We start from the raw sequence: 19,878 nt of genomic DNA, 5'->3' as shown, positions 1-19,878 counted from the left end.
CGCCGGACGCACGCGACCGCGGTGGGTGAAGGCGGCTATGGTCCAGCCGGTCATGTGCAGACCTCTCATGCTTTCGGAAGGAAGAGACCTCCGTACAGGAGTAGCGCAGGCGGTTGCGATACGGCGCCGTAAGCGCAGCGCTTGAAATATGTTGATGTAGCGCTGCCCAACAGCTTGGCCTTTAGGTCAGCGCATTCCACTTGAGAGATCGCGCCTCTGGCAAGTAGGCCATGAAGGCGCTCCAGCTTGTGAGCGACGGAAGTTTTTGGCAGCAGTGGAGGCTCGACGACCTGAACCCTTTTCACATCGTTGACGAAGAGATTGAGACCGGATTCGCCGCTACTGCTCTAGATCCGACCGGTGAGCCGCGCGCCCCGCCCAGACGAGCGCGCTTCCGAGTAGATGATTGTGCCGCCGAAAGCTGGATTGATGACGAGGATGATCCAGCGTCTCGGCGACTGCGGCGGAAAGCCACGATGGTCGGGATCGATGCTGAGCGAGATCAAAGGGCGAGATCGTCCGAAGGTTGAGAACCCGACTGCATGTCACATGACCCGCCCAATGATCGAGACGATGAATGATGCAATCCAGACAAACACGTAGGTCGGCGTCTGGCGCAGGCGTTGTGCGCGCATGAACAGATAGGCCGGCGCCAACAGAAGCGCGAAGAACGTCATCCATCCGGAGCTGTAGCCGGCGCGCTTGAGTTGCGCCGCGCCGGTCAAGCACAGCGCCGCATTCACCAGAAGCGGAACGAGCCAGGCGAGCGGCGACAGGAAAGCCAGATACGGCGGATCGTAGACGGGAGTGCCGTCCAGGAACTGAATGATACGAGTGAGTTGATAATGCAGGATGGCGACATCCATGAATAGATTTGCGATCGGCGCGAAGGCAAGTGGCCAGACGAAGCCATTGTTCAGATGGCTTGGGGCGACGGGCGGCGGGGTATCCTTGAGCTGCGTGCCGACCGACCTCTGTCGTGCGCAACAGCCGAGAAAGGCCCTTTGCGCTGCCCGCCTTGGGTATAGAACCAACCCTCACCGTCTGTCGTGCTGTCGTCGGTCAAAATATCTCCGTTATGATCCGGTCTACGTCGAGAGCGGTTGGCGGCCTTAATCCTCCGACCGGCCGACGACGCGGCACTCTTAGAACTCGAACCGTCAGGATGGTCGCGGTCGACACGGGGATCGCGTCGAGAGCGTCGAACCTCCTAGATTCAAATGAGGCCCCGAGAAATTGCGGGCTTTTGCGAAGAAATCTCAGACGTGACCTTATTGCCGCAGGTTCTGCTTCGCGGGCGGCCGAATTGCTCCGCCGGCTGAGGATGGATCACCGGCCGCGTAGACGGCGAGTTTCGGATCGGCGGTCTTGAGAGCCTTCAAGAAGACTTGCAACTGGTCTTTCTTCTGGTCGGCATCGAATCCGAAGACAATCAGGCGTGGATTGGGATCGATCGTGAGGACGGCGTTGCCGGCGGCAACTTCCTGCACCATTGGATCGAGCGGGAGCGGCACACGGGCACCTGCGTCCAGACGCACGTGACGGCGCATCGCATCTAACCGCATGATGGCGCGACACGCCGCTTGGTAGCGGGCGATCAGCGCCGGGGTGTGGTCGATCGGTAGCGGCGGAGCTGGTCGACCACAGCGGGTGATCCGCTGCGCGCCCTAAGTGCCGTATTGGTAAAATGCTTGGCCTCGGATCATGCAGACCTCGTCCGTTGAGCTTGTCTGGGATCCGGGGAGCAGTGCCGGTTGCTCCGCGCGAGTGTCGATCTCGATGAAGAGGATGCGCTGACGGTCGTCACCGTGGCCTGTCCGCGTGCCCCTAGCTGCGCCGGCATTTCAGTCGCGTCCGATGAACCCGCGAAAGGCGATGAAGGCCAATCCCTTCATGTTGCCCAAGGCGGTGTGTCGGGCGGCAGAGGCAGGTCGAAAACGTCGGCTGCGCTCCGCCGTGCTGACGGGTGAAGCGGCTCGCCTGTATCGATGCTTGTCGTTCGCCATGAATCAGTACGGCGTGATAATGAACGGTCATATGACCGTGGCCTGGGAGGTCCTCGGCATTCGCGATCATGTGCGGGCGGCGGTGCGTCCGATGCCGGCCCAGGTTGCGAAGTCATTGACCGACATCGTGCCCCGAGGCTTTTCGAGTTGTTGAGGCATCTGTCCCTCCATAGTAAATCCGCAAGTTCTCGACTTCCGGGCCGATATGGATTCGAGGCGGACGGGAGCGGACGGCTGCGCACAGTCTTGATGCGCGGAAGGGCGAGAGTTCCGAGTGGGAAAGTTTCAGGGCTTGGATGGTGGATTGCCAGCGCAGAACGCATTCCATGCCTCGGCAAGCTGCTGGCGCTTGTCGAACAGGTCGCCGCGGCGATAAGCGGCCTCAAACTTGTTGTTGATGGTGTGGGCAAGCGCCATTTCGACCACTTCGTTCGGGAAGTCCGTTCGTTCCGCCGCCCAGTCGCGGAAAGTCGAGCGAAAACCGTGAGCGGTGATGTCATTACGTACAAGACGCCGCAACAACATTAGGAAAGCCATCGAACTGAGCGGGCGTTCCTGCATGCCTCCCGCATGCCCATGGTTTCATTAGTGCGGGTAGCGTGAGGATGCAGAACTCGAACGCACGCGCAACGACCGTCTCTTCTCCCGCAGAAGCTGGATGAAGCCGGGCGTCTCGTCGGCAGAGCGGCATGATGGACGATGGTCGTAACTTTTGAACGCTTCGGCAGAGATGATCGAGGTGCCCCTTCCAACGCGCCCGATTATCGCCCGTGCGATATTTCATGACGCGAGCCCAGTCGAGGATGCGTTCGATCCGTCCGCGAACGCAAGATGCAGTCTCGGTCTTGTCCTTCCAGATCGGTCGCAGCACCTTCAGAACCAGCGCATCGTCAATTGTGGCAACCGGCTTGTCCTTGAAGACAGGCTAGACAGAGATCTGAAGCGTTGCCTTCCATTGGTCGGCGTGTTTGCCAGCTTCCAGCCGGCCTTGTGGCTGGTGATGTAGTCTCGGCGCACTTCTCGAAAGTAATGGCCTCAGCCGCACCGATGGTCTTGGCTTGCTGCTCCTTGAGGCGCTCCTCCAACGGATCAAAACTTTTGAGGCGCATGACCCGGTAGACCTCCGCCTTCTCGCGCGCTTCGGCTAGCGAGACGTGTGAAACCGACCAAGGCCCATGTCCCGCAGTCTGCCGCGAATGCGATACCGGAATATCCAACTCTTGGAATTGCCGGAGCGGACATTCAGGTAGAGGCCAAGCCCGTCGGCGTACATTCCCGGTTTGAGATTCTGTCTGATCTTGAGTGCCGTCAGCACTCGTATGCGAGCCATCGCAAACTTCCGCGTCGTGTCCGAGCCCATATAGAGGGAGGGTTCAGTCGGCGGGCGGCAATGTTGACGGGATTGGAAAGTCGCTAGGGGCGCTTCCCACCGCCAGTGGCACGCGGACGATTGTAGGCGGACCGCTCAGATCAAAAGCCCGCGAAGCAGGGGCACAAGGCGGCGCACTGAAGTTTCGCCTGTTAGTATAAGGAAGATGTGGATACACCTCGATATGGTCCGGATCGGCGTTTTCCCTAGAAAATACTTTGCTTAAAGACGGCTTGTAGAATCGCGATCTGTGTATATGTTCTCTATTTGTTCTATTCCGAACGACCTCTGTGGACCACGGTGGCATGGCCAAGCCTTACGACCTCGAAATGTCTCGGCTCGCTGACACATTCGCCTGGGCCGAGCAGTCTGACGTCGACCGCCTAGCCAAGGCGGTTGCCGCCGCCAGCACGCGTCCGCTGGTTGCCGTCGGCTCGGGCGGCTCACTGACGGCAGCCGTAGCGTTGGCCGCACTACATCAAAGCATCAGTCGCCACCTCGGCACGGTGGTCACCCCGTTGGAGGTTGCCAACGCTGTAATTGAGAGCGATTGCAGCTATTGGCTGCTGAGCGCCGGCGGCAGCAATGTGGACATAAACCGCGCCGCGAAGGTTCTGATCTCTCGCGAGCCGCGCCAGATCACGGTCTTGTGCGGCCGGGAAGACAGTCCGCTCGCAGAACTCTGCGGTGAGCATCCCTTTGTCGATCTGATTGTTTGCCCGCCACCCGCCGGTAAAGACGGGTTTCTGGCGACGAACTCCTTGCTGGGCTTTATCACGCTTTTGACGCGCAGCTATCTCGACAAGAAGACCTGGACCGGTGTGGCAAATGCTGTGCGCCCCACCTTGCCGATAGATTCAAAAATTGTTTCCCGGTGGCAGAAGGCAACCGCGCCGCTGTGGGAACGGCCGACCCTACTGGTTCTGCACGGGCTTTCAACGCGCACAGGCGCTACCGACATTGAATCCAAATTCGTCGAAGCCGCCCTCGGCAACGTGCAGCTCGCCGACTATCGTAATTTCGCGCATGGCCGCCACCATTGGCTTGCTAAGCGCGCCGCGGAAAGTGCCGTATTGGCGCTAGTGGGCGAGGACGATATGGCGTTAGCTGACCGCACGCTGTCGCTATTACCCAAGACCGTCCCGATAGCGCGATTGGATTTTGCCGGTGACGCCCCGAGCGCTCAGCTTCTGTCGTTGGTGGCAGCGCTGCGCTTGACGGAGTGGGTTGGCCGAGCCCGGAGCATTGATCCGGGGGGGCCAGGTGTGCCGACCTTTGGCCGCAAGCTCTATCACTTGCCATTGCCGCGTTCTAGGCCCGCCGAACTGGCGTTGACGCTTTCTCCGCGTCTGACCATGGCGATCAGGCGGAAATCCGGCCGGGACGTAGAGCGCATGCCCGAAGCTGAATTGCGCCAATGGGTCGCGGCGGCGAAAGATTTTCGCAGGCGTCTCACCACGTCGACCTTTCAGGCAATTGTGTTCGATTATGATGGCACGCTGGTCGATACCCGGGATCGCTTCCTTCCTGTAACCGACGGTATCGCAGAGGGTCTAAACGGGTTGCTCACGAGCGGCGTCACATTGGGCGTCGCGACCGGGCGCGGCAAGTCCGTGCGTATGGAACTTCGCAGGAGTTTAGCTAAAAAGCATTGGCCGAATGTGTTGGTCGGATATTACAACGGCGCGGAGATCGCTCCCCTCGACATGGATGATTGTCCCGACGGTCGCGACGGCTGCGCGGAGGTGCTGCATGCTCTTGCCGGACGACTGGCTGCCGATCCCGAGTTGCGTGTGTCGGCACGACAGACCAATCGGCAAATGCAGATCACGCTTGAACCAGAGTTTCCCTTGCCGGACAGCCGGCTCTGGGACTTGGCTCAGCAGGTACTTCTGCGCGGAAATTATCCGGGCGTGACCGTGACACGGTCCAGCCATTCCGTTGATATTCTTGCGCCTGGTGTTTCCAAGCTTACTGTTTTGGAGCGGCTGCGCGAGCGGCTTGGCAAGGACGTGGCGGTTCTGACGATCGGTGATCGCGGCAAGTGGCCTGGCAACGATTTCACGCTCTTGGCGACGCCGTTTGCTCTTAGTGTGGACGAGACCAGTGTCGATCTCGACAGCGGGTGGAATCTGGGCGCTCCCGGCCAGCGCGGTATCTCGGTCACCTGCGAATATCTCGCTAGTCTCAGGCTCGGTGTTAAGGGTGCACGCTTCGCCAAGGGGGCACTTCAATGAAGGAAGATCTGGCCCTCAAAGTGTTGAGTCAGATCATGAACTGGGACGATGAACGCGCACGTAAAGAATTTGCTTGGCTCCGACTAGTGGCGCGTCTGAAATATGACGGTTACCGTGATTTTCAGGCGGGTATGCGGTTTCTGGAAAGCCTTTCGGTCTGGTTGCAGCAGTTCAAGCCGGAAGAGCGAGAAACCGCTTTTGGCTTCGTGCGCCATACCTTGACCTATGTCGGACCGGCGGAGTTGCAGCGCTTGGTCGAGCAGTTTTACCCGCGAACGGTGCGCGACCGGCTGAATCGGATGATCGCTGCGGAGCGCCAGATCCCGTGGTACCGGTTATTGGTGGACGGAGACGGACGCAAGGCCTATGAGCGGTTGCGGCGCCAGACCCTGTTCATGGGGCTGAGCGATGGTGCCCGTATCGACGGGGTCCGCCACAGCAATGCGGGACTTTTGAGCAATGAACAGTTGGTCATCGCAGCCCAGGTCGATCCGGATAAATGGAAAGACCTCCTGGTCTCGCTCCGCGAGGACCTGAAAGACGATACGGCCCGGTTCAAATTGATCTATCTTATTGATGACTTTGCGGGCACCGGCACGTCCTTCTTCCGCTACAACGACAAAAGGAAGAAATGGACCGGAAAGCTGGTTCGATTCCGAGATTCGCTAGCGAACGCCTTAGGTGAGGTCTCGGACCTGATGGCTGACGACTGGCAGTTGTGTATCCACCACTACCTTGCGTCGACCGCGGCGAAGCAGGCCATTACGGACCGCTTAAAACAGGTGAAAGCGGAACTGGATGCTCCGTGGTGGGCAAAGTCGATAGATAGCACGTTTGGAGCCGTCTTCCCATCTGACTTTCCCCTTATGACGGGCCGCGACGATGGGTTCATCGCGCTAACGCAGCAGTATTACGATCCCATAATTCGTTCCAAGCATACTGACGTTGGCGGTGTGATGCATCTCGGCTTGGGCTATGGCGGTTGCGCTTTGCCCCTGGTCCTAGAACACAACACGCCGAACAATGCTGTGGCATTACTCTGGGCTGAAACTGCTGGCGGTCCGCGAGAGGGATCGGACGTGTCTGCACCGGCTATGCGGCCACTGTTCCGCCGCCGTCAGCGGCACTCATAGGTCAATCATGGCTAATCCATTTGAAAAGCGTGCCACCGAGTATCTCAGAGAAGACGAAGCATTCCTTGCTGTTGTCACACCAGAGCCGCTGGCGACCTTTTTTCAGAAGCCCGCAAAAGAGGACCGACTCTACGATCGGCTGGCGATGATAATCGGTACGCCGGGAAGCGGAAAGACCACGCTGGCTCGACTATTTCAGTATCCGACACTACGCACTCTCCTGCGCAATCGCGCCCTCAATACTTATAAGCCATTGGTCGATACGTTGACAACCTGTGGTGCTATTGCGAACGGCCATCCGGCGGTGATGGGAAGCCGCGTCTCTCTGGAAACCGAGTACAGGGAGTTCTGGGAGTTTCCCTATCCGGAGGACTTGCGGATCGGGCTCATGCTGGCTTTGCTGCAGGCTCGCACAATGTTGGTCTGGCTGCGCAGCTTGGAGAATGCCGGTGTTGCACTCCACGCAGTCAAGATCACTGCGCGGGCCGACGCAGAAGCGGCCCTGACTGCTATCGGTGGTGCAACCGGCACGGCTCTGCTGGAAAGGGCGCGCCAGGTGGAGAGTGCTATCTACGATATTTCCGCTGCCTTGGTCGCGCCGAGCGTCGAGGAAATAGACAGTGCCGCGGCGGCGGCGTATCGGCCCTTCGATGTCATCGAGACCTTTGAGATTCAGGATAGCGAAGATCTTTTGTCGTTGCGGCCGCTTGTTATTTTCGACGACGCCCACATCCTGCATCCTAGCCAGTTGAATGCACTTCAGCGCTGGCTGACCCGCAGGGAAATGCGTGTGGCTCGGTGGGTCCTCACGCGTCTGGATGCGCTAACAACCACCGATGTCCTCTCCGATCAGGAAGGGGATGAACCGGGTCTGAAGCGGACGCGCGAGATCACCGATATTTGGATGCAGAGCCATGACGACCGATGGGCCCAGCGGTTGGCGTTCCGGAAGATGGCGAGGGACATGGCCGACCGTTACTTATCGCAAATGGAAGTCTTCAACCGGCGGCGCCTGAAGTCGCTGGGTGACTTGCTGTCCACACAGGTTGAGCCGATTAGCCCTAGCAAGGGCGACGACCTTGCCGAGTATGTCGACAACCTGCAACGCAAATACAAGATAGCGGCCGAGCGACGAGCAGTGATGGAGAAGGAGGTTGAAGACTACCTGCCCAATGCCGAGGACGCGGGTGACGATCTGCGGTTGGCGATGCTGGCGATCTTCTTCGAGCGCTATTGGAATCGCATTCCCCAGCGCGGGCTTTTTGAAGAAGGCGAGGAGGACAGCGATCCCAACCGTCCAATCACGGCGGATGCCGGGATCGCGGATGGAGCCAGAATCCATCTCTTACATGACTACCAGCGCCCCTATTTTTACGGCATCGACATGCTATGTGACGCGAGCTCGGAGAATGCCGAGCAATTCCTGCAGTTGGCGTCGCGATTAGTTGCGCAGTCAGAAACTCAGTTGATCCGTACAAATCCTGCCACGCTCACCGCCACAGTGCAAAATAAGCTGCTGCGAGAGCGGGCCGGTGAGATTATAAAAGAGTGGGATTTCCCTCAGCATCAGTTGGTGCGCCGCCTTGCGGAAGGCATTGCCAGGGAATGCCTTACGAAAAGCATGGAGGGGAATGCCTCTCTCAAGGGTGGTGCGTCGGCCTTTGGCATCCCTCAAGAAGATTTCAATACGATCCCGAAGAAGTATCCGGACCTGGCGCGCGTGTTGCAGTTCGGCATCGCCTATAATGCCTTTACGCTGATCACCGGGCACCGCACGAAGAAGCGCGTCTGGTGTCTGATCGAACTCGGCGGCATCTTGTTGCTGCACCATGGCCTGACCCTCAAGCGGGGCGGCTTTCTGGAACGCCGCATCCCCGATCTTCAGCGGTTAGTGGGGGAGCGTTGATGGAACGAAAGTCGCGCTGGGATCCGTGTATTTCGCACACCGCAAATGAGGCGGAAGCGTTCATCGCCGGCTACTTCGCGCAAACAGACAGGAAGGTGGTGTTGATCGCGGGAGCAGGCTTTGATCCCCGCACTACGGTCGTGGCCCAGCTCTTGGCGCCAACCCTTGGCGCCAACCTTCGGGCTATCTTTCTCCGGGAAAACCGGCCAAACCCGAACCCGATTTTGCTTGGGCGCGCCGAAGCCAACATTTCCGAGCTCTCGAAACTCATTCCGGCACACGAGATACAAGAAATCGAGGTTTTCGGTAGCGATGGCGCCGTAATTGGCGGCCGCAATGTCGTCAACGGCTTGAACAAGTGTAAGCTGGCGGATGTCACCGATGTCGTAGTGGACGCCAGCGCGCTTTCGGTCGGAACTAGTTATCCCTTGGTGGGCTATCTGACCCAGTGCATCGAGCGAAAGAAACTAACAGCCAACCTGCACCTGTTTGTTGCACACGACGCAGCCCTAGATGGTCAGATCAAGTCCACACCCAGCGACACTCCAAGCTATGTGCATGGCTTCAAGGGCCGCTCCACTTTGGACGAAGCGGCCGGCGCCGCCAAGCTCTGGTTGCCGCAACTAGCCACCGGCCGTCGCGGGGTCTTGAATCGGCTGCATACCTTCGTGTCACCGAATGATACTTGTCCCATTTTGCCTTTTCCGGCCAGTCAGCCTCGCTTGGGAGATCGTTTGGCGGAGGAATTTCTGACGGAACTTGAGGAAAGTTGGTCTGTAGATAGTCGCGATATCGTTTTTGCAGCTGAAGAAGACCCGTTGGATCTTTATCGTACGATCTTGAGACTGGATGACCTGCGGAAGCCGGTTTTCGCAGGCGCCGGCGGATCGATGCTGGTCTTGTCGCCGTTGGGAAGTAAGGTGATGGCTCTCGGCGCCTTGATGGCGGCCCTCGAAAGAGAGCTTCCTGTGGCATATCTGGAATCATTAAATTACGAACTAGACGAGGAAGTGTCATGTCCCGGCCCTGACAGTAGGGCAAATCTTATACACATATGGCTAGAAGGGGATGTGTATCCTCAACCGAGGCCACCTCTGAGCGGGCAACCCACGAGCGTGTCATGACAACATCGAGCAAACCAAAGATATTTGGGACCGGTCTTATCGCATTGGATTTGGTAGTGGGCGCCGACGAGCAGAGTTCAGTTCGCGCCTGGGCGGGCGGAACCTGTGGCAACGTGTTGTCCATAATGGCGTATCTAGGTTGGGAGTCTTACCCCATTGCTCGGATGAATGGCGACCCGGCTTCGCAGCGCGTAAGGGCCGACATGCGCAAATGGGGCGTGCAACTTAAGTTCGCTGGCTGCAGTCCTACTTCTCACTCGCCAATCATTGTCCAGCAGATCAAACGCGGGCGCGATGGTGTGCCACGTCATCGTTTTTCATGGGCTTGTCCCCGCTGTGGGCAATGGCTGCCGGCTTATAAAGCCGTCACTCTGAACGCGGTCGAAAAAATCCTACCTGACCTGACGAATGCCTCGGTCTTCTTTATGGACAGACTCTCACCAAGCGCATTGGTTCTCGCAAAAGAGGCGGCAAAGAAGGGCGCCTTAGTGTTCTTCGAGCCTTCGGCCAAGTCCGATGAAAAGTTGCTTAGTGACGCGCTGAAGCTCGCCCATGTCATCAAATATGCCGACCAACGGCTCGACAGTTTTGGCAAGCTGATCGAAAACAGCCCCTCGGTGCGTCTGGAAGTCCAAACCTTAGGTCACAAGGGGTTGCGCTACCGGCACCGGCTCGCCAAGCAATTCTCGACTTGGCACCATTCGGACGTGGTGAAAGCACCAGTTTTGGCCGATACATGCGGCTCTGGCGATTGGTGCACAGCCGGCATACTGTCTATGGTCGCCGAAGATGGTCTTGCCGGCTTTCTCGCGGCTGGCGCGGCCGGCATTCGTGAAGCATTGCGCTACGGCCAGGCGCTGGCCGCCTGGAATTGTGGGTTTGAAGGTGCACGTGGCGGAATGTACGCGGTGGACCGCAGGGCATTTGACCGGCAGATCACGGCCTTGCTGGAAGGCGAAGAATACGCTCTGCCCAAGCTGCGCAAGAGGCGTGCTTTAACGGCCGTTGCTTGTCCGGCATGTCCGCCTCATTAGTCTGGACAGTCGCCGTTAGCCTTTCCAGCACTGCAGCGTTTCCTGGACGGAAAACTCTGTCGAACACTTGCGACCATACTCAAGCCCATATTGAATAAGGTTGCGAACGAATTGGAGCGAACGCTCGCGGGGTTTTACATTCGCTCTGGCACGTCGATGCCAAGCAATTCGAACTAGACAGGTCAGGCGGCACATCGCAAGTCGCGACCCATCAGCACTGGACATTCCGCGTAGAAACTCCGCGCAAGCGCGAAGCGTATTCCGCCAGTACGCTCGGCTCCAAGTGCCGCGCGGTCTCGGATAGCGGCATCGCGGTTAGCTACTTTACCGCCACGGCCAATTGCGCTGCCCTTTTTGCCAAAGTGGCGATGACCCGAGCAAGCGGTTCGGCCCTTGATGTAAGTATGTTTTGATGGCTGCGTGGTAGTCTCTCACAGGATTTCGCCAACAACGTAACCATTCCAACGGCCAGACACGTCGAATCGGTTGAAGCCCTCGCTACCGTTTGGGACGAAAAACCCAATAAAGCGTCCGGCACTATCGAACAGATTGTAGTTATCGCCAGCCGGAATGAGTGGACCGATATATTTTGCGCGCTGATCGAAGAGGAGAGCTACTTTGTCACTGGCACGAACTATGAAGCCTAGCACAGCACCACTCACGTCGTGAACGTAGGGCCCGTCCAATAGGGTATTTCGACGTGGGTCTATCAACGAATTTCGGCGAGGATCGATTAGGGAATTTCGGCGAGGATCGATCATCATGTTGCGGTTAGGATCGATCATCATGTTGCGGTTAGGATCGATCACCATGTTTCGGCGGGGATCAATCATCATGTTGCGGTTGGGATCGACCATCATATTGCGCTGCGGGTCAATCATCATATTGCGGCGAGGATCAATCATCGTGTTGCGGTTAGGATCGATCATCATGTTTTGGCGTGGGTCGCGCGATGGTAGAGGGCGCAGCGGCTCGCCGCTCTGCACGATCAAATCGACCAACAACGCATATTCGCCTTCACTATCAGAGCCGAAGCTCAGCAGTATCTGGAACTCTGAACCTTTTAGAAGGTACACATCCGCTTCACTTCCAAGTAGCGGCTCAATTTGAGCGATGAGTTGTTCACGCGTTGCGCTCTCGACGAGCTTCAAGGCAGCGCCGATTCCCGCAAGCACGTGCGGGCCGGTACGCGTGACCTTTTCGCTGAATGAGGGTGTTACGAGGTACCTCATTTTAGCGCGTCCTTTATCGTCTTCATCGCCTCTTTGAACTTTTGGGTATCGCCGCTGCTAATGGCCTGAATGGACGCTTGGACCTGCGCCGGTATCAATTGGCTCCGGGCATACGCCAAGCAGAATTCAGTATCCATAAAGGCGCTGACCTCCGTTTCGTAGGAGTGCAAGAAACGGTGGAACAGAAATGTGACCAGGCACACAACCAAGATGGCCCAAAAGGAAAATGTACCGTAGAACAAAGCCCAGTCGATCCCTTTGGGCGTCGTTATTTCTGTAACGAATGTATTCGTAAATATGCCGCCCAGCACCGAAGTGACGATGGAGATTGCCGTCTTAATCCCGGGTGATTGATATACTCGATCCCTTATCAATTTGCCCCAACCCATCGTCCCTCATCAACCCCGCCGTCTCCCGGGGAGGATTCAAAAAACTCTGGGTCAGACCCAGCGTATCAGCGAACTTTTTCAATCACTTTGATGCTTACGAAGGCGTGGGTCAAGGCGAAGACCCGGGCGAGCGGTGCCCGCGAAGACGAGACGACGTAGCGATAGCCGCTCGGACACGCGGCGCTCGGCGTCGCGACGGTCACGGACTTATTCCATTACGTGTTGTGGGGCATCAGACGCAGCGGCGTATGCGCGGGCGTGCTCCAATCGCGCTGGCTTGTAATGTTGTCATGCTCGCCGTTGCGACGCTCTTATCGCTTTGGTTGGGCAAAACATGGCGACTGGCGAGAGCTTACTGAGCTCTTTGCGAAACGGATCATCACATACGACTTCTGGGATGATCCGAAGATTTGCGGGTTGATTCCATACGACGCAGCAGGGCTGCGGCGCTTCTTCGATACCGGACAACCCGGCATCATGAAATTGCCCACAAAGCTCCCGGCTGGTTTCGATCCTGAAGAAACGGCCGAGGACTTTGAGAAACTAGACGTCTTCGAATTATGAGAGCAGCTTTCCCTATTGCCGAAGACCCACGAAGACGTCTGGCGCGAGTGGTTTCTGCCTACGGCGCTGGAAGTTCCGCGTCATAAAGCTTATCCCGATGCGAGATAGCAGGAAGAGCCGCCTTGGCTCATGAAAGGTCGGTCCATGAAACTGTTCGAAGACAAGGAGCGAGCGCGGCAAGAGCCGAAGAAGCAGGGCGAAACCGATTTTGCATTCTATGATTCTTGTGCTTGGTCGGAAATGGAGACTTACCGTCAATTGGTAAACGGTTGAATCGCTGAGTTTTCTGAGGCTGAGCAGACGGAAATGATCGCTCGCATGAAGGATAGCGATAGCGTCTACTATCAGGCCGCGCTTGCAGAAGTGACGATGCACGCTGCGCTGTTCAAGCAGGGATATAAGGTCGAAATTCACCCGGCTTCGCTCCATTCGACCCGCAAACCGGACTGTCTCATTAAAGGCCAGGACGACACGCCTGTGGCTTTTCTCGAAGTGACGACCTTCGGTCCGAGCCTCGAAGCAATCGGTATGAGCAACCGCGAAGCAGCCATCTACAACGCAATCGACAAGACGAAGCTGCCCGCCGGGTTTAGGTTGAGCTACGACGCGGTTGCCCGCGGGGTTTCAAGCCCGAACCTGAACAAGTTGTCCACCCAGATCGAGAAGTGGGCGACTGAGACCGCGCAAGACACGCGGAGGTCACGCCGAGCAAGATCTTCGCCGCTGATGACTGGCAAATCGAATTGACGCTGATCGACGGTTTCAAAAAGGACGTCGTTGTCGAACGCTCCATTGGAAGCGCGATGGGCGATATGTGTTAGCTCAAAGCGGATTCAGAAATCCGGGCGGCCCTGAAAAAGAAGGGCGGCCGTTACGGCGACTTCGCGCATCCGTACATTATTGCTGGCGTCGACTGTAAAGGCGAACTGGTCGGCGGGGACCGGAATATCGAGCATCTGCTCGAAGCCGTTCATGGGACGGTAGATCCAGTGGCGACTGTTTTCCCGGACGGGACTAACCAGATCGAAGAGAAATGCCGCAATAACGGCTATTGGGGCGCACCGGACAGCATTCGGCATCCAAATGTCAGCGCAGCGACTGCTTCCGCGACCCCATCTTTGGGATTTGCGGAATGATCGTGGTAACCTCTCATCGTGCGCCATCCGTGGACCACTCATCCGTTGCCGGATGACGTCTTCCCGCTGCCGAGTCACAAATTGAACGAAGAAGGCGAGTTCTCGTCCGTCGAAGGGACCGCCTTGCTGACATGCTTGGACTGCCCGACCCGTGGCCGCCCGAGGAAAAGTCAGAGTAGCAGCGGAACTAGTGGCGGGATTTTCAAATCCCGCCAAAATGCTTCCATAGCCTTGTTGATCACGCCCTCGGTATCAATGTCTATTTGATCTTCCAATATCATGGAGCGTCGCGGGATTGTAATTTGTGGCCTTTTCAAAAACCGACCTAAGATAACTATATACCTCGCTATCTTGCCCGAACATGATCACCATTTCTTCTGAATTCGTTGGCAGCCGATCTTTTTCTATTCTCACGAAAAGGGCAGAACAAGTCGAAACAAGCCGATCCGGATAAGTGATGTCCATGCAGGTGGCGAGCAGCGAGTTAATGATCTCCGACCTCGGCAAGGATGACAAGTAGCACGTATTCGGATCCTTCTCATTGTTGTATTCGACCATTATTTCTACTGCGTCATGGATAACGCGGACCGTCCCATAAGCCTCGTTATCGTCGAAATCTAATGGTGACTGCAACAGCTCAGCTTCTCGGCGAAATATTGAAAATGTCAAAGCCGATGACATTACGACTCGTATCGTTGTATTGGCGGCACGGATAAAACCCGACAAAGCAACCGAAGAACCGTTGTAACGGGTGAGGTAACTTTGCATCGTCCGGCCGTTCATGCGGCTTCAGCTTGTTACGAATTTCATCGTAGATTTTTTCCTTCTTGAACAATGCCACGAAATCTCGTGGTGGAAGGTCCATGTTTGCTCCTTCAAATCTAAACGACGAAAATCGCTCGCGATACTCATTTTTCCTTAACCGACCCCAACCTTTCATCGAACGTTTTCGCCCATACTCCGGCCCAGACTTGCGCGAAGCTTTATGCGAATAGGGATGACCGCACGCGACGTCCGATGTACGTAGCCGTTTATCGAAGTCCAGCGAACTGCTCCGAATGAGGGCGATACCTATAGATTTAGTCTCCCTCGCCGCCGGACGCCCTCACACAACCTGAGCGCCATAGAGGATGCCGTGATCGGTCAGCCCGCCGAGTACGCCCGGATCTCTCCTATTTCCGGCACCACTTCAGCCAGCGGGGTCGGCGTAAAACCAAAACATAGTCATCTCCGCGTGCCTCGCCTCATTGCGGTAAAAAAGTCAGGACAGCGCGTCGCCCGAAGTCTATTAATACCCAACAACAACAGTTTTACTGTCTTGCCTGTCTATATCGTGTGAATAGGTCTTATTCTTTCCGCCGCGAGCGCGACCGCATGAGTTCGGGTACGGGCCTCAGTACTGACTGAGGCTTGTATACCGCCGAATTCTGAAATCGCATGAACTAAGATTTAACCGCCGCGTGATCATTATTTGCGAGCGCGTCGTTTAGTGTTTCTGTCCATTTTCGGACCCCATCCATCGTAGGCTGGTCGGCTTCGCCGCCATGATTTCAGGTATCCCGATTTCGCGGGCGGCGCCCGAGAGGCTGGAGCCACCGTCGATGTCAAGCGGGTACCCGAACTCGTGCCCGAAGCCGTTGCGAGGGCAAAACACTTAGAGCTCGATCAGGCTGCGCCGCTGGCGAGGATCGATGACCTCATCAATTATGACGCGATTATCGTCGGCGCCGGCACGCGGTTCGGACGGATGTCATCGCAAATGGCAAGCCGGCGGCCTATGGGCCAAGGGCGCGTTGCACGGTAAGGTCGGCGGCGCATTCTCGTCAAGCGCGACCCAGCATGGCGGCCAGGAGACCACCCTGTTTTTTAACCTTCTGCACTTCGGCATGACGATCGTGGGTCTCAATTACGGCTTCGCAGGCCAGATGGGCGTCAAGGAGGTTACTGGTGGCACGCCCTACGGCGCAACCACCATCGCCGACACAGCCGCCAGCCGAGCACGAACGAACTCGCAGGCGCGCGCTATCAAGGCAGGATGATCGCCGAGACGGCTACGAAACTGCATGGCTGAGATCGCCGCAAGCCGAAGGGTTGCGGCTGCCGTGGCCAAGACCCTGCCGGTCGTGTATCAGACCCCGGAAACACAACCCACTCACGGAACACGCCTTGGACCAGAATTCGACCATCAAGCCATTTCTCGAAGTGCTTTCGGGCCGCCGTCAGGCCGTGCCGCCGATCTGGATGATGCGGCAGGCGGGCCGCTACCTGCCGGAATATCGCGAGCTGCGCGCCAAAGCCGGCGGCTTTCTCGATCTTTGCTTCACGCCGGAATTCGCGGCCGAAGTAACGTTGCAGCCAATCCGCCGTTTCGCATTCGACGCGGCGATCATCTTCTCCGACATTCTCGTCATTCCCTACGCGCTCGGGCGCTCGGTGCGCTTCGAGGTGGGCGAAGGCCCGCGGCTCGATCCGCTGGATACGCCGGACAAGGTCGCAACGCTTGCGCGCGAAGCCGACATGACGAAACTCGAGCCGGTGTTCGAGGCGCTGCGGCGCGTCAAGCGCGAGCTCGATTCAAAAACAGCGCTGATCGGTTTCTGTGGCGCACCGTGGACGGTCGCGACCTACATGGTCGCCGGACAGGGCACGTCCGATCAGGCGCCGGCGCGGATGATGGCCTATCGCCACCCCGACGTCTTCGCAAAAATCATCGACGCCATCGTCGATAACTCGATCCATTATCTGCTCGGCCAGCTCAAGGCCGGCGCGGATGCGCTGCAAATTTTCGACACCTGGGCGGGGGTGCTGCCGCCGCGCGAATTCGCGCGCTGGTCGATCGAACCCACCAAACGCATTGTCGCAGGGGTACGCAAGCGAGTTCCGGACGCAAAGATTATCGGCTTTCCCCGCGGCGCCGGCGCTCTATTGCCATCCTATATCGAGACGACCGGCGTCGACGCTGTCAGCATCGACTGGGCCGCAGAGCCATCATTGATCCGGGACAAGGTCCAGAGCCGCGTCGCCGTTCAGGGCAATCTCGATCCGTTGGCGCTGATCGCCGGTGGCGCGGCGCTCGATCGCGCGGTCGATGACGTGCTGACGAATTTTGCCGCTGGCCGGCTGATCTTCAACCTCGGCCACGGCATTCAACCGGAAACGCCGATCCCGCATGTCGAACAGATGATCCGCCGCGTACGCGGGAGCGACGGGCGCGAATAGACTTTGCCACTGTTTGTCGCGGGCCGAACCGTCTGACCCGTCGGCTGTGGGTTGGGCCGCCGAATGGCCGTCACTTCGTATAGGGGCACAAGGACCGCAGCGACAACGATCCGAAGCGGTCCTCCAGCAACGAGGACGCTCCCGCTTTTTTGATGAGGAAAACGATCCGTCTTTCCGCGCGTTCGGTGATTTCCACGGAATCGCCGGTCTCCCGGATCAGGTTCGGAATATCGATCACCGAGAGCGGGTCGGTGCAGTGCACCTCAAGCCGCTCGCCAGGCGTCAACGATTTCAACGCCTTACGGGTCTTGAGCGCCGGCATCGGGCACTTCAGCCCGGTGAGATCGAGTTTCGATATCAGCATGGGGCAAACATGGCGAATCCCGATGCGACCGTCAACCGGGGGACTGCACGTCCGTCTTACATTGGCTCCAATCCTGTTCCGTTTCGGGGGATGTTTTCCGGCTGATCACGTCCTATTGTCTTGCGCACCGGATGCCCCCATGACCAGTACCGACGCAGCCTCTCCTTCAGACTATCCACCAACTCCGGCCGTCATTCTCGCCGGCGGGCTTGCGCGGCGCATCGGGGGCGGCGACAAGCCGATGCGCGAAATCGGCGGACAGACCATCCTGAACCGCGTCATCGCGCGACTAGCACCCCAATGCTGTGGTCTCATCCTCAACGCCAATGGCAATCCCGCTCGGTTTGCGGCGTTCGGCCTGCCAGTGGTCGCCGATAGCGTGGCGGATTTTCCCGGGCCGCTCGCTGGAATCCTCGCCGCTCTCGACTGGGCAGCGGAGCAGCGATCGGGCATCCAATGGATCGTAAGCACCCCGGGCGATTGCCCATTCCTGCCACGCGATCTGGTGGCTCGGCTGCATGACGCGCGGGGGGAACATGATGCCGAACTTGCGGTCGCCGTTTCGGACGAGCGGGCGCATCCGGTGATCGGACTGTGGAATGTGAGGCTGCGCGACGAACTGCATCAGGCGCTGACATCCGAAGGCGTCAGAAAGGTCGATCGCTGGACCGCACGCTACCGGCTTGCCGCGGTTTCATGGCCGACCGCGCCGTTCGATCCGTTCTTCAATATCAATACCACCGACGATCTTGCCGAAGCCGAGCGGCTCGTGGAGCTGGACGCCACTGCCGCATGAGATCGCCGCAAACCGGAGGTTTTCACCCTCAGCGGTCTCCGCTGGCCCTAGCCTGACTGGTCTCCTGCCTGCGCGGCAGCTTCCAGTTCGGCCGGATGAAATGGCAGGTGTAGCCGTTCGGAAAACGCTCCAGATAATCCTGATGCTCGGCCTCGGCTTCCCAGAACGGTCCGGCCGGCTCAACCTCGGTGACAACATAGCCAGGCCAAAGACCGGACGCATCGACATCGGCGATGGTTTCTTCCGCGATCCGCTTCTGCTCGTCGCTCGTGTAGAAGATGGCCGAACGGTAGCTCGCGCCCTGATCGTAACCCTGACGATCCTCCGTGCTGGGATCATGAATCTGGAAAAAGAACTCCAGCAGTTGCCGGAAGCTGATCACTTTCGGATCGAAGTTTATTTCGATGGCCTCGGCATGATCGCCGTGGTTGCGATATGTGGCATTCGGCACGTCGCCGCCAGTGTAGCCGACCCGGGTCGAAATCACGCCTGTATATCGGCGCAACAAGGCCTGCATACCCCAGAAGCAGCCGCCGGCAAGAACCGCGCGTTCCGTGGAAACCGTCATATCCGTCTTTCTCCCTGCTGCTCCTGGTATCGTCCCGAAACTCTACCCGGGGTACGCATCCTTTCAAATCCGAAACTCGCCTCACGGCGCGCGCCTTCCTAGCAAACTTCGGATTCGGGACATTGGCCGGTACCATCAACCGCCAAGCACGTTTCACCTGATCTGGATATGGGGCAGCCGGCGATCAAGCCGCTCACTGCGGCGGCGACTTGGTGTCCGGAATTGCAGCTTCCGTCAGTTTACTTAAGGGCGGTCTTGCGCGTCACAATGGAGGCGGGAGGGCTGAGAGCCACCGCAACGCGCACCACAAAACGGCGGCGGACAGGCTATCCTGCCCATCGCACATTCAAGCTATCCTCGCAACCCGGATTCCCCAGTTGCATCACAGCACAGTACCAAGCTATTCGGAGGGTTCTCGAGACCTATTATTTTTCAAATTACAAGATGAGGACTGGGATGCCGATCAAGCTGGACGAAACGAAGTTTGCCTTGGACGATCACGCCCCTTTGGGAAAGCTGTGGGGCAGACTGTTAATCGAGGTCGTGAATACCGAAACCGACATCAGACAGACCGTGCACCTCGAGGTTCTTCTCGAAAACGGCGAAAGAATCAACTTTCTCCAGTATGAAAAACTTGCCCGCCAAGAAGCCAAGAAGCTGCTGAATCAGATCGCAGAGCAACTGTAGTGCCCAGCGTCCGTTGAACGGATAATCTCCGCTTCTAGGCCAGCGTTTCGTTCTGTATTTCCGGGCGAGGTCTTTCACAATCGGCCTCGACGGAATGCCTCGCTCGTGCATTGC

At 57.8% G+C, this 19,878-nt stretch carries 25 protein-coding genes and 1 pseudogene; 13 read left to right on the top strand and 13 right to left on the bottom strand.

Going from position 1 to position 19,878, the window contains the following annotated elements; translation table 11 throughout:
- Nucleotides 1-347: 347 nt before the first annotated feature.
- The 3 genes from AC1RT6_RS20610 to AC1RT6_RS20600 form a co-directional block, all read right to left on the bottom strand.
- Nucleotides 348-506 (bottom strand): hypothetical protein, encoded by a 159-nt coding sequence (locus AC1RT6_RS20610; protein WP_493029639.1) that lies wholly within the window; start codon nucleotides 504-506, stop codon nucleotides 348-350.
- A 39-nt stretch (nucleotides 507-545) separates the two neighbouring features.
- Nucleotides 546-866 carry a hypothetical protein gene (locus AC1RT6_RS20605; RefSeq protein ID WP_472791465.1) on the bottom strand — a complete coding sequence of 107 codons (321 nt, stop codon included), beginning with the start codon at nucleotides 864-866 and terminating at the stop codon, nucleotides 546-548.
- A 405-nt stretch (nucleotides 867-1,271) separates the two neighbouring features.
- Nucleotides 1,272-1,550 (bottom strand): hypothetical protein, encoded by a 279-nt coding sequence (locus AC1RT6_RS20600; RefSeq protein WP_493029638.1) that lies wholly within the window; start codon nucleotides 1,548-1,550, stop codon nucleotides 1,272-1,274.
- A 325-nt stretch (nucleotides 1,551-1,875) separates the two neighbouring features.
- Here AC1RT6_RS20600 and AC1RT6_RS20595 point away from each other — a divergent pair, with 325 nt between their 5' ends.
- On the top strand, nucleotides 1,876-2,160 hold the full coding sequence (locus tag AC1RT6_RS20595; RefSeq protein ID WP_472791463.1) for a hypothetical protein: 285 nt from the start codon (nucleotides 1,876-1,878) through the stop codon (nucleotides 2,158-2,160).
- A gap of 131 nt (nucleotides 2,161-2,291) precedes the next feature.
- Here the strand turns inward: AC1RT6_RS20595 and AC1RT6_RS20590 are convergent, their stop codons facing one another.
- From AC1RT6_RS20590 to AC1RT6_RS20580, 3 genes are all read right to left on the bottom strand, one after another.
- Entirely contained in the window at nucleotides 2,292-2,567 is a 276-nt protein-coding gene (locus AC1RT6_RS20590; protein ID WP_472791573.1) for a tyrosine-type recombinase/integrase, read from the bottom strand.
- On the bottom strand, nucleotides 2,506-2,877 hold the full coding sequence (locus tag AC1RT6_RS20585; protein WP_472791462.1) for a phage integrase central domain-containing protein: 372 nt from the start codon (nucleotides 2,875-2,877) through the stop codon (nucleotides 2,506-2,508). Before AC1RT6_RS20585 ends, AC1RT6_RS20590 begins: the two co-directional genes overlap by 62 nt.
- Nucleotides 2,878-3,150: 273 nt before the next feature.
- Nucleotides 3,151-3,336 (bottom strand): Arm DNA-binding domain-containing protein, encoded by a 186-nt coding sequence (locus AC1RT6_RS20580; protein ID WP_472791461.1) that lies wholly within the window; start codon nucleotides 3,334-3,336, stop codon nucleotides 3,151-3,153.
- 344 nt (nucleotides 3,337-3,680) lie between these two features.
- Here AC1RT6_RS20580 and AC1RT6_RS20575 point away from each other — a divergent pair, with 344 nt between their 5' ends.
- Genes AC1RT6_RS20575 through AC1RT6_RS20555 form a run of 5 tightly spaced genes read left to right on the top strand, consistent with a single transcriptional unit; the run spans nucleotide 3,681 to nucleotide 10,809 of the window.
- Nucleotides 3,681-5,612, top strand: coding sequence for a sucrose-6-phosphate hydrolase (locus tag AC1RT6_RS20575; protein ID WP_472791460.1), 1,932 nt, complete (start codon nucleotides 3,681-3,683; stop codon nucleotides 5,610-5,612).
- Complete coding sequence (locus AC1RT6_RS20570; RefSeq protein WP_472791459.1) at nucleotides 5,609-6,745, top strand: phosphoribosyltransferase-like protein; 1,137 nt, start codon at nucleotides 5,609-5,611, stop codon at nucleotides 6,743-6,745. Before AC1RT6_RS20575 ends, AC1RT6_RS20570 begins: the two co-directional genes overlap by 4 nt.
- Nucleotides 6,746-6,752: 7 nt before the next feature.
- Nucleotides 6,753-8,651 (top strand): ORC-CDC6 family AAA ATPase, encoded by a 1,899-nt coding sequence (locus AC1RT6_RS20565; RefSeq protein ID WP_493029637.1) that lies wholly within the window; start codon nucleotides 6,753-6,755, stop codon nucleotides 8,649-8,651.
- The gene (locus AC1RT6_RS20560) at nucleotides 8,651-9,775 is read left to right on the top strand and encodes a hypothetical protein (RefSeq protein ID WP_472791457.1); all 1,125 of its coding nucleotides are present in this window, start codon (nucleotides 8,651-8,653) and stop codon (nucleotides 9,773-9,775) included. Before AC1RT6_RS20565 ends, AC1RT6_RS20560 begins: the two co-directional genes overlap by 1 nt.
- Nucleotides 9,772-10,809 carry a PfkB family carbohydrate kinase gene (locus tag AC1RT6_RS20555; RefSeq protein WP_472791456.1) on the top strand — a complete coding sequence of 346 codons (1,038 nt, stop codon included), beginning with the start codon at nucleotides 9,772-9,774 and terminating at the stop codon, nucleotides 10,807-10,809. The genes AC1RT6_RS20560 and AC1RT6_RS20555 overlap by 4 nt, the downstream gene beginning before the upstream one ends.
- A gap of 431 nt (nucleotides 10,810-11,240) precedes the next feature.
- On the opposite strand, the gene AC1RT6_RS20550 is transcribed toward AC1RT6_RS20555, so the two are convergent.
- The 3 genes from AC1RT6_RS20550 to AC1RT6_RS20540 all read right to left on the bottom strand — a co-directional run bounded on the left by AC1RT6_RS20550 (nucleotide 11,241) and on the right by AC1RT6_RS20540 (nucleotide 12,633).
- Complete coding sequence (locus tag AC1RT6_RS20550) at nucleotides 11,241-11,960, bottom strand: hypothetical protein (RefSeq protein WP_472791455.1); 720 nt, start codon at nucleotides 11,958-11,960, stop codon at nucleotides 11,241-11,243.
- 77 nt (nucleotides 11,961-12,037) lie between these two features.
- A complete protein-coding gene (locus AC1RT6_RS20545) occupies nucleotides 12,038-12,430 on the bottom strand; it encodes a hypothetical protein (protein WP_472791454.1) in 393 nt (130 codons plus the stop codon).
- A gap of 65 nt (nucleotides 12,431-12,495) precedes the next feature.
- A complete protein-coding gene (locus AC1RT6_RS20540) occupies nucleotides 12,496-12,633 on the bottom strand; it encodes a hypothetical protein (RefSeq protein WP_472791453.1) in 138 nt (45 codons plus the stop codon).
- Between the two features lie 16 nt (nucleotides 12,634-12,649).
- Between AC1RT6_RS20540 and AC1RT6_RS20535 the strand changes: the two genes are divergently transcribed.
- The 3 genes from AC1RT6_RS20535 to AC1RT6_RS20525 all read left to right on the top strand — a co-directional run bounded on the left by AC1RT6_RS20535 (nucleotide 12,650) and on the right by AC1RT6_RS20525 (nucleotide 13,741).
- Entirely contained in the window at nucleotides 12,650-12,994 is a 345-nt protein-coding gene (locus AC1RT6_RS20535; RefSeq protein ID WP_472791452.1) for a hypothetical protein, read from the top strand.
- Nucleotides 12,995-13,138: 144 nt separating this feature from the next.
- On the top strand, nucleotides 13,139-13,267 hold the full coding sequence (locus tag AC1RT6_RS20530) for a hypothetical protein (protein WP_472791451.1): 129 nt from the start codon (nucleotides 13,139-13,141) through the stop codon (nucleotides 13,265-13,267).
- A 33-nt stretch (nucleotides 13,268-13,300) separates the two neighbouring features.
- Nucleotides 13,301-13,741 (top strand): hypothetical protein, encoded by a 441-nt coding sequence (locus AC1RT6_RS20525; protein WP_472791450.1) that lies wholly within the window; start codon nucleotides 13,301-13,303, stop codon nucleotides 13,739-13,741.
- An 86-nt stretch (nucleotides 13,742-13,827) separates the two neighbouring features.
- On the opposite strand, the gene AC1RT6_RS20520 is transcribed toward AC1RT6_RS20525, so the two are convergent.
- Entirely contained in the window at nucleotides 13,828-13,968 is a 141-nt protein-coding gene (locus AC1RT6_RS20520) for a hypothetical protein (RefSeq protein WP_472791449.1), read from the bottom strand.
- Between the two features lie 414 nt (nucleotides 13,969-14,382).
- Nucleotides 14,383-14,913, bottom strand: a complete 531-nt coding sequence (locus AC1RT6_RS20515; protein WP_472791448.1) for a hypothetical protein — start codon at nucleotides 14,911-14,913, stop codon at nucleotides 14,383-14,385.
- A 784-nt stretch (nucleotides 14,914-15,697) separates the two neighbouring features.
- Between AC1RT6_RS20515 and wrbA the strand changes: the two are divergent.
- Together wrbA and hemE are read left to right on the top strand one after the other, a co-directional pair.
- Nucleotides 15,698-16,201: pseudogene (gene wrbA, locus AC1RT6_RS20510) on the top strand (NAD(P)H:quinone oxidoreductase); the annotation flags it as partial.
- 170 nt (nucleotides 16,202-16,371) lie between these two features.
- Complete coding sequence (gene hemE, locus AC1RT6_RS20505; RefSeq protein WP_472791513.1) at nucleotides 16,372-17,349, top strand: uroporphyrinogen decarboxylase; 978 nt, start codon at nucleotides 16,372-16,374, stop codon at nucleotides 17,347-17,349.
- 70 nt (nucleotides 17,350-17,419) lie between these two features.
- Here hemE and AC1RT6_RS20500 read toward each other — a convergent pair whose 3' ends face one another.
- Entirely contained in the window at nucleotides 17,420-17,713 is a 294-nt protein-coding gene (locus tag AC1RT6_RS20500; protein WP_472791447.1) for a sulfurtransferase TusA family protein, read from the bottom strand.
- Nucleotides 17,714-17,852: 139 nt separating this feature from the next.
- Here AC1RT6_RS20500 and mobA point away from each other — a divergent pair, with 139 nt between their 5' ends.
- Nucleotides 17,853-18,509, top strand: coding sequence for a molybdenum cofactor guanylyltransferase MobA (mobA, locus tag AC1RT6_RS20495; protein ID WP_472791446.1), 657 nt, complete (start codon nucleotides 17,853-17,855; stop codon nucleotides 18,507-18,509).
- Nucleotides 18,510-18,537: 28 nt separating this feature from the next.
- On the opposite strand, the gene msrA is transcribed toward mobA, so the two are convergent.
- Nucleotides 18,538-19,077, bottom strand: a complete 540-nt coding sequence (gene msrA / locus AC1RT6_RS20490; RefSeq protein ID WP_472791445.1) for a peptide-methionine (S)-S-oxide reductase MsrA — start codon at nucleotides 19,075-19,077, stop codon at nucleotides 18,538-18,540.
- Nucleotides 19,078-19,533: 456 nt separating this feature from the next.
- On the opposite strand from msrA, the gene AC1RT6_RS20485 reads away from it, so the two are divergent.
- On the top strand, nucleotides 19,534-19,764 hold the full coding sequence (locus tag AC1RT6_RS20485) for a hypothetical protein (RefSeq protein ID WP_472791444.1): 231 nt from the start codon (nucleotides 19,534-19,536) through the stop codon (nucleotides 19,762-19,764).
- Nucleotides 19,765-19,878 lie beyond the last annotated feature (114 nt).

The sequence above is a fragment of the Nitrobacter sp. MLSD-S21 genome, assembly GCF_058809865.1.
Note: the sequence above shows the minus strand (reverse complement) of the source record. Positions and strands in the feature narration are given on the sequence as shown.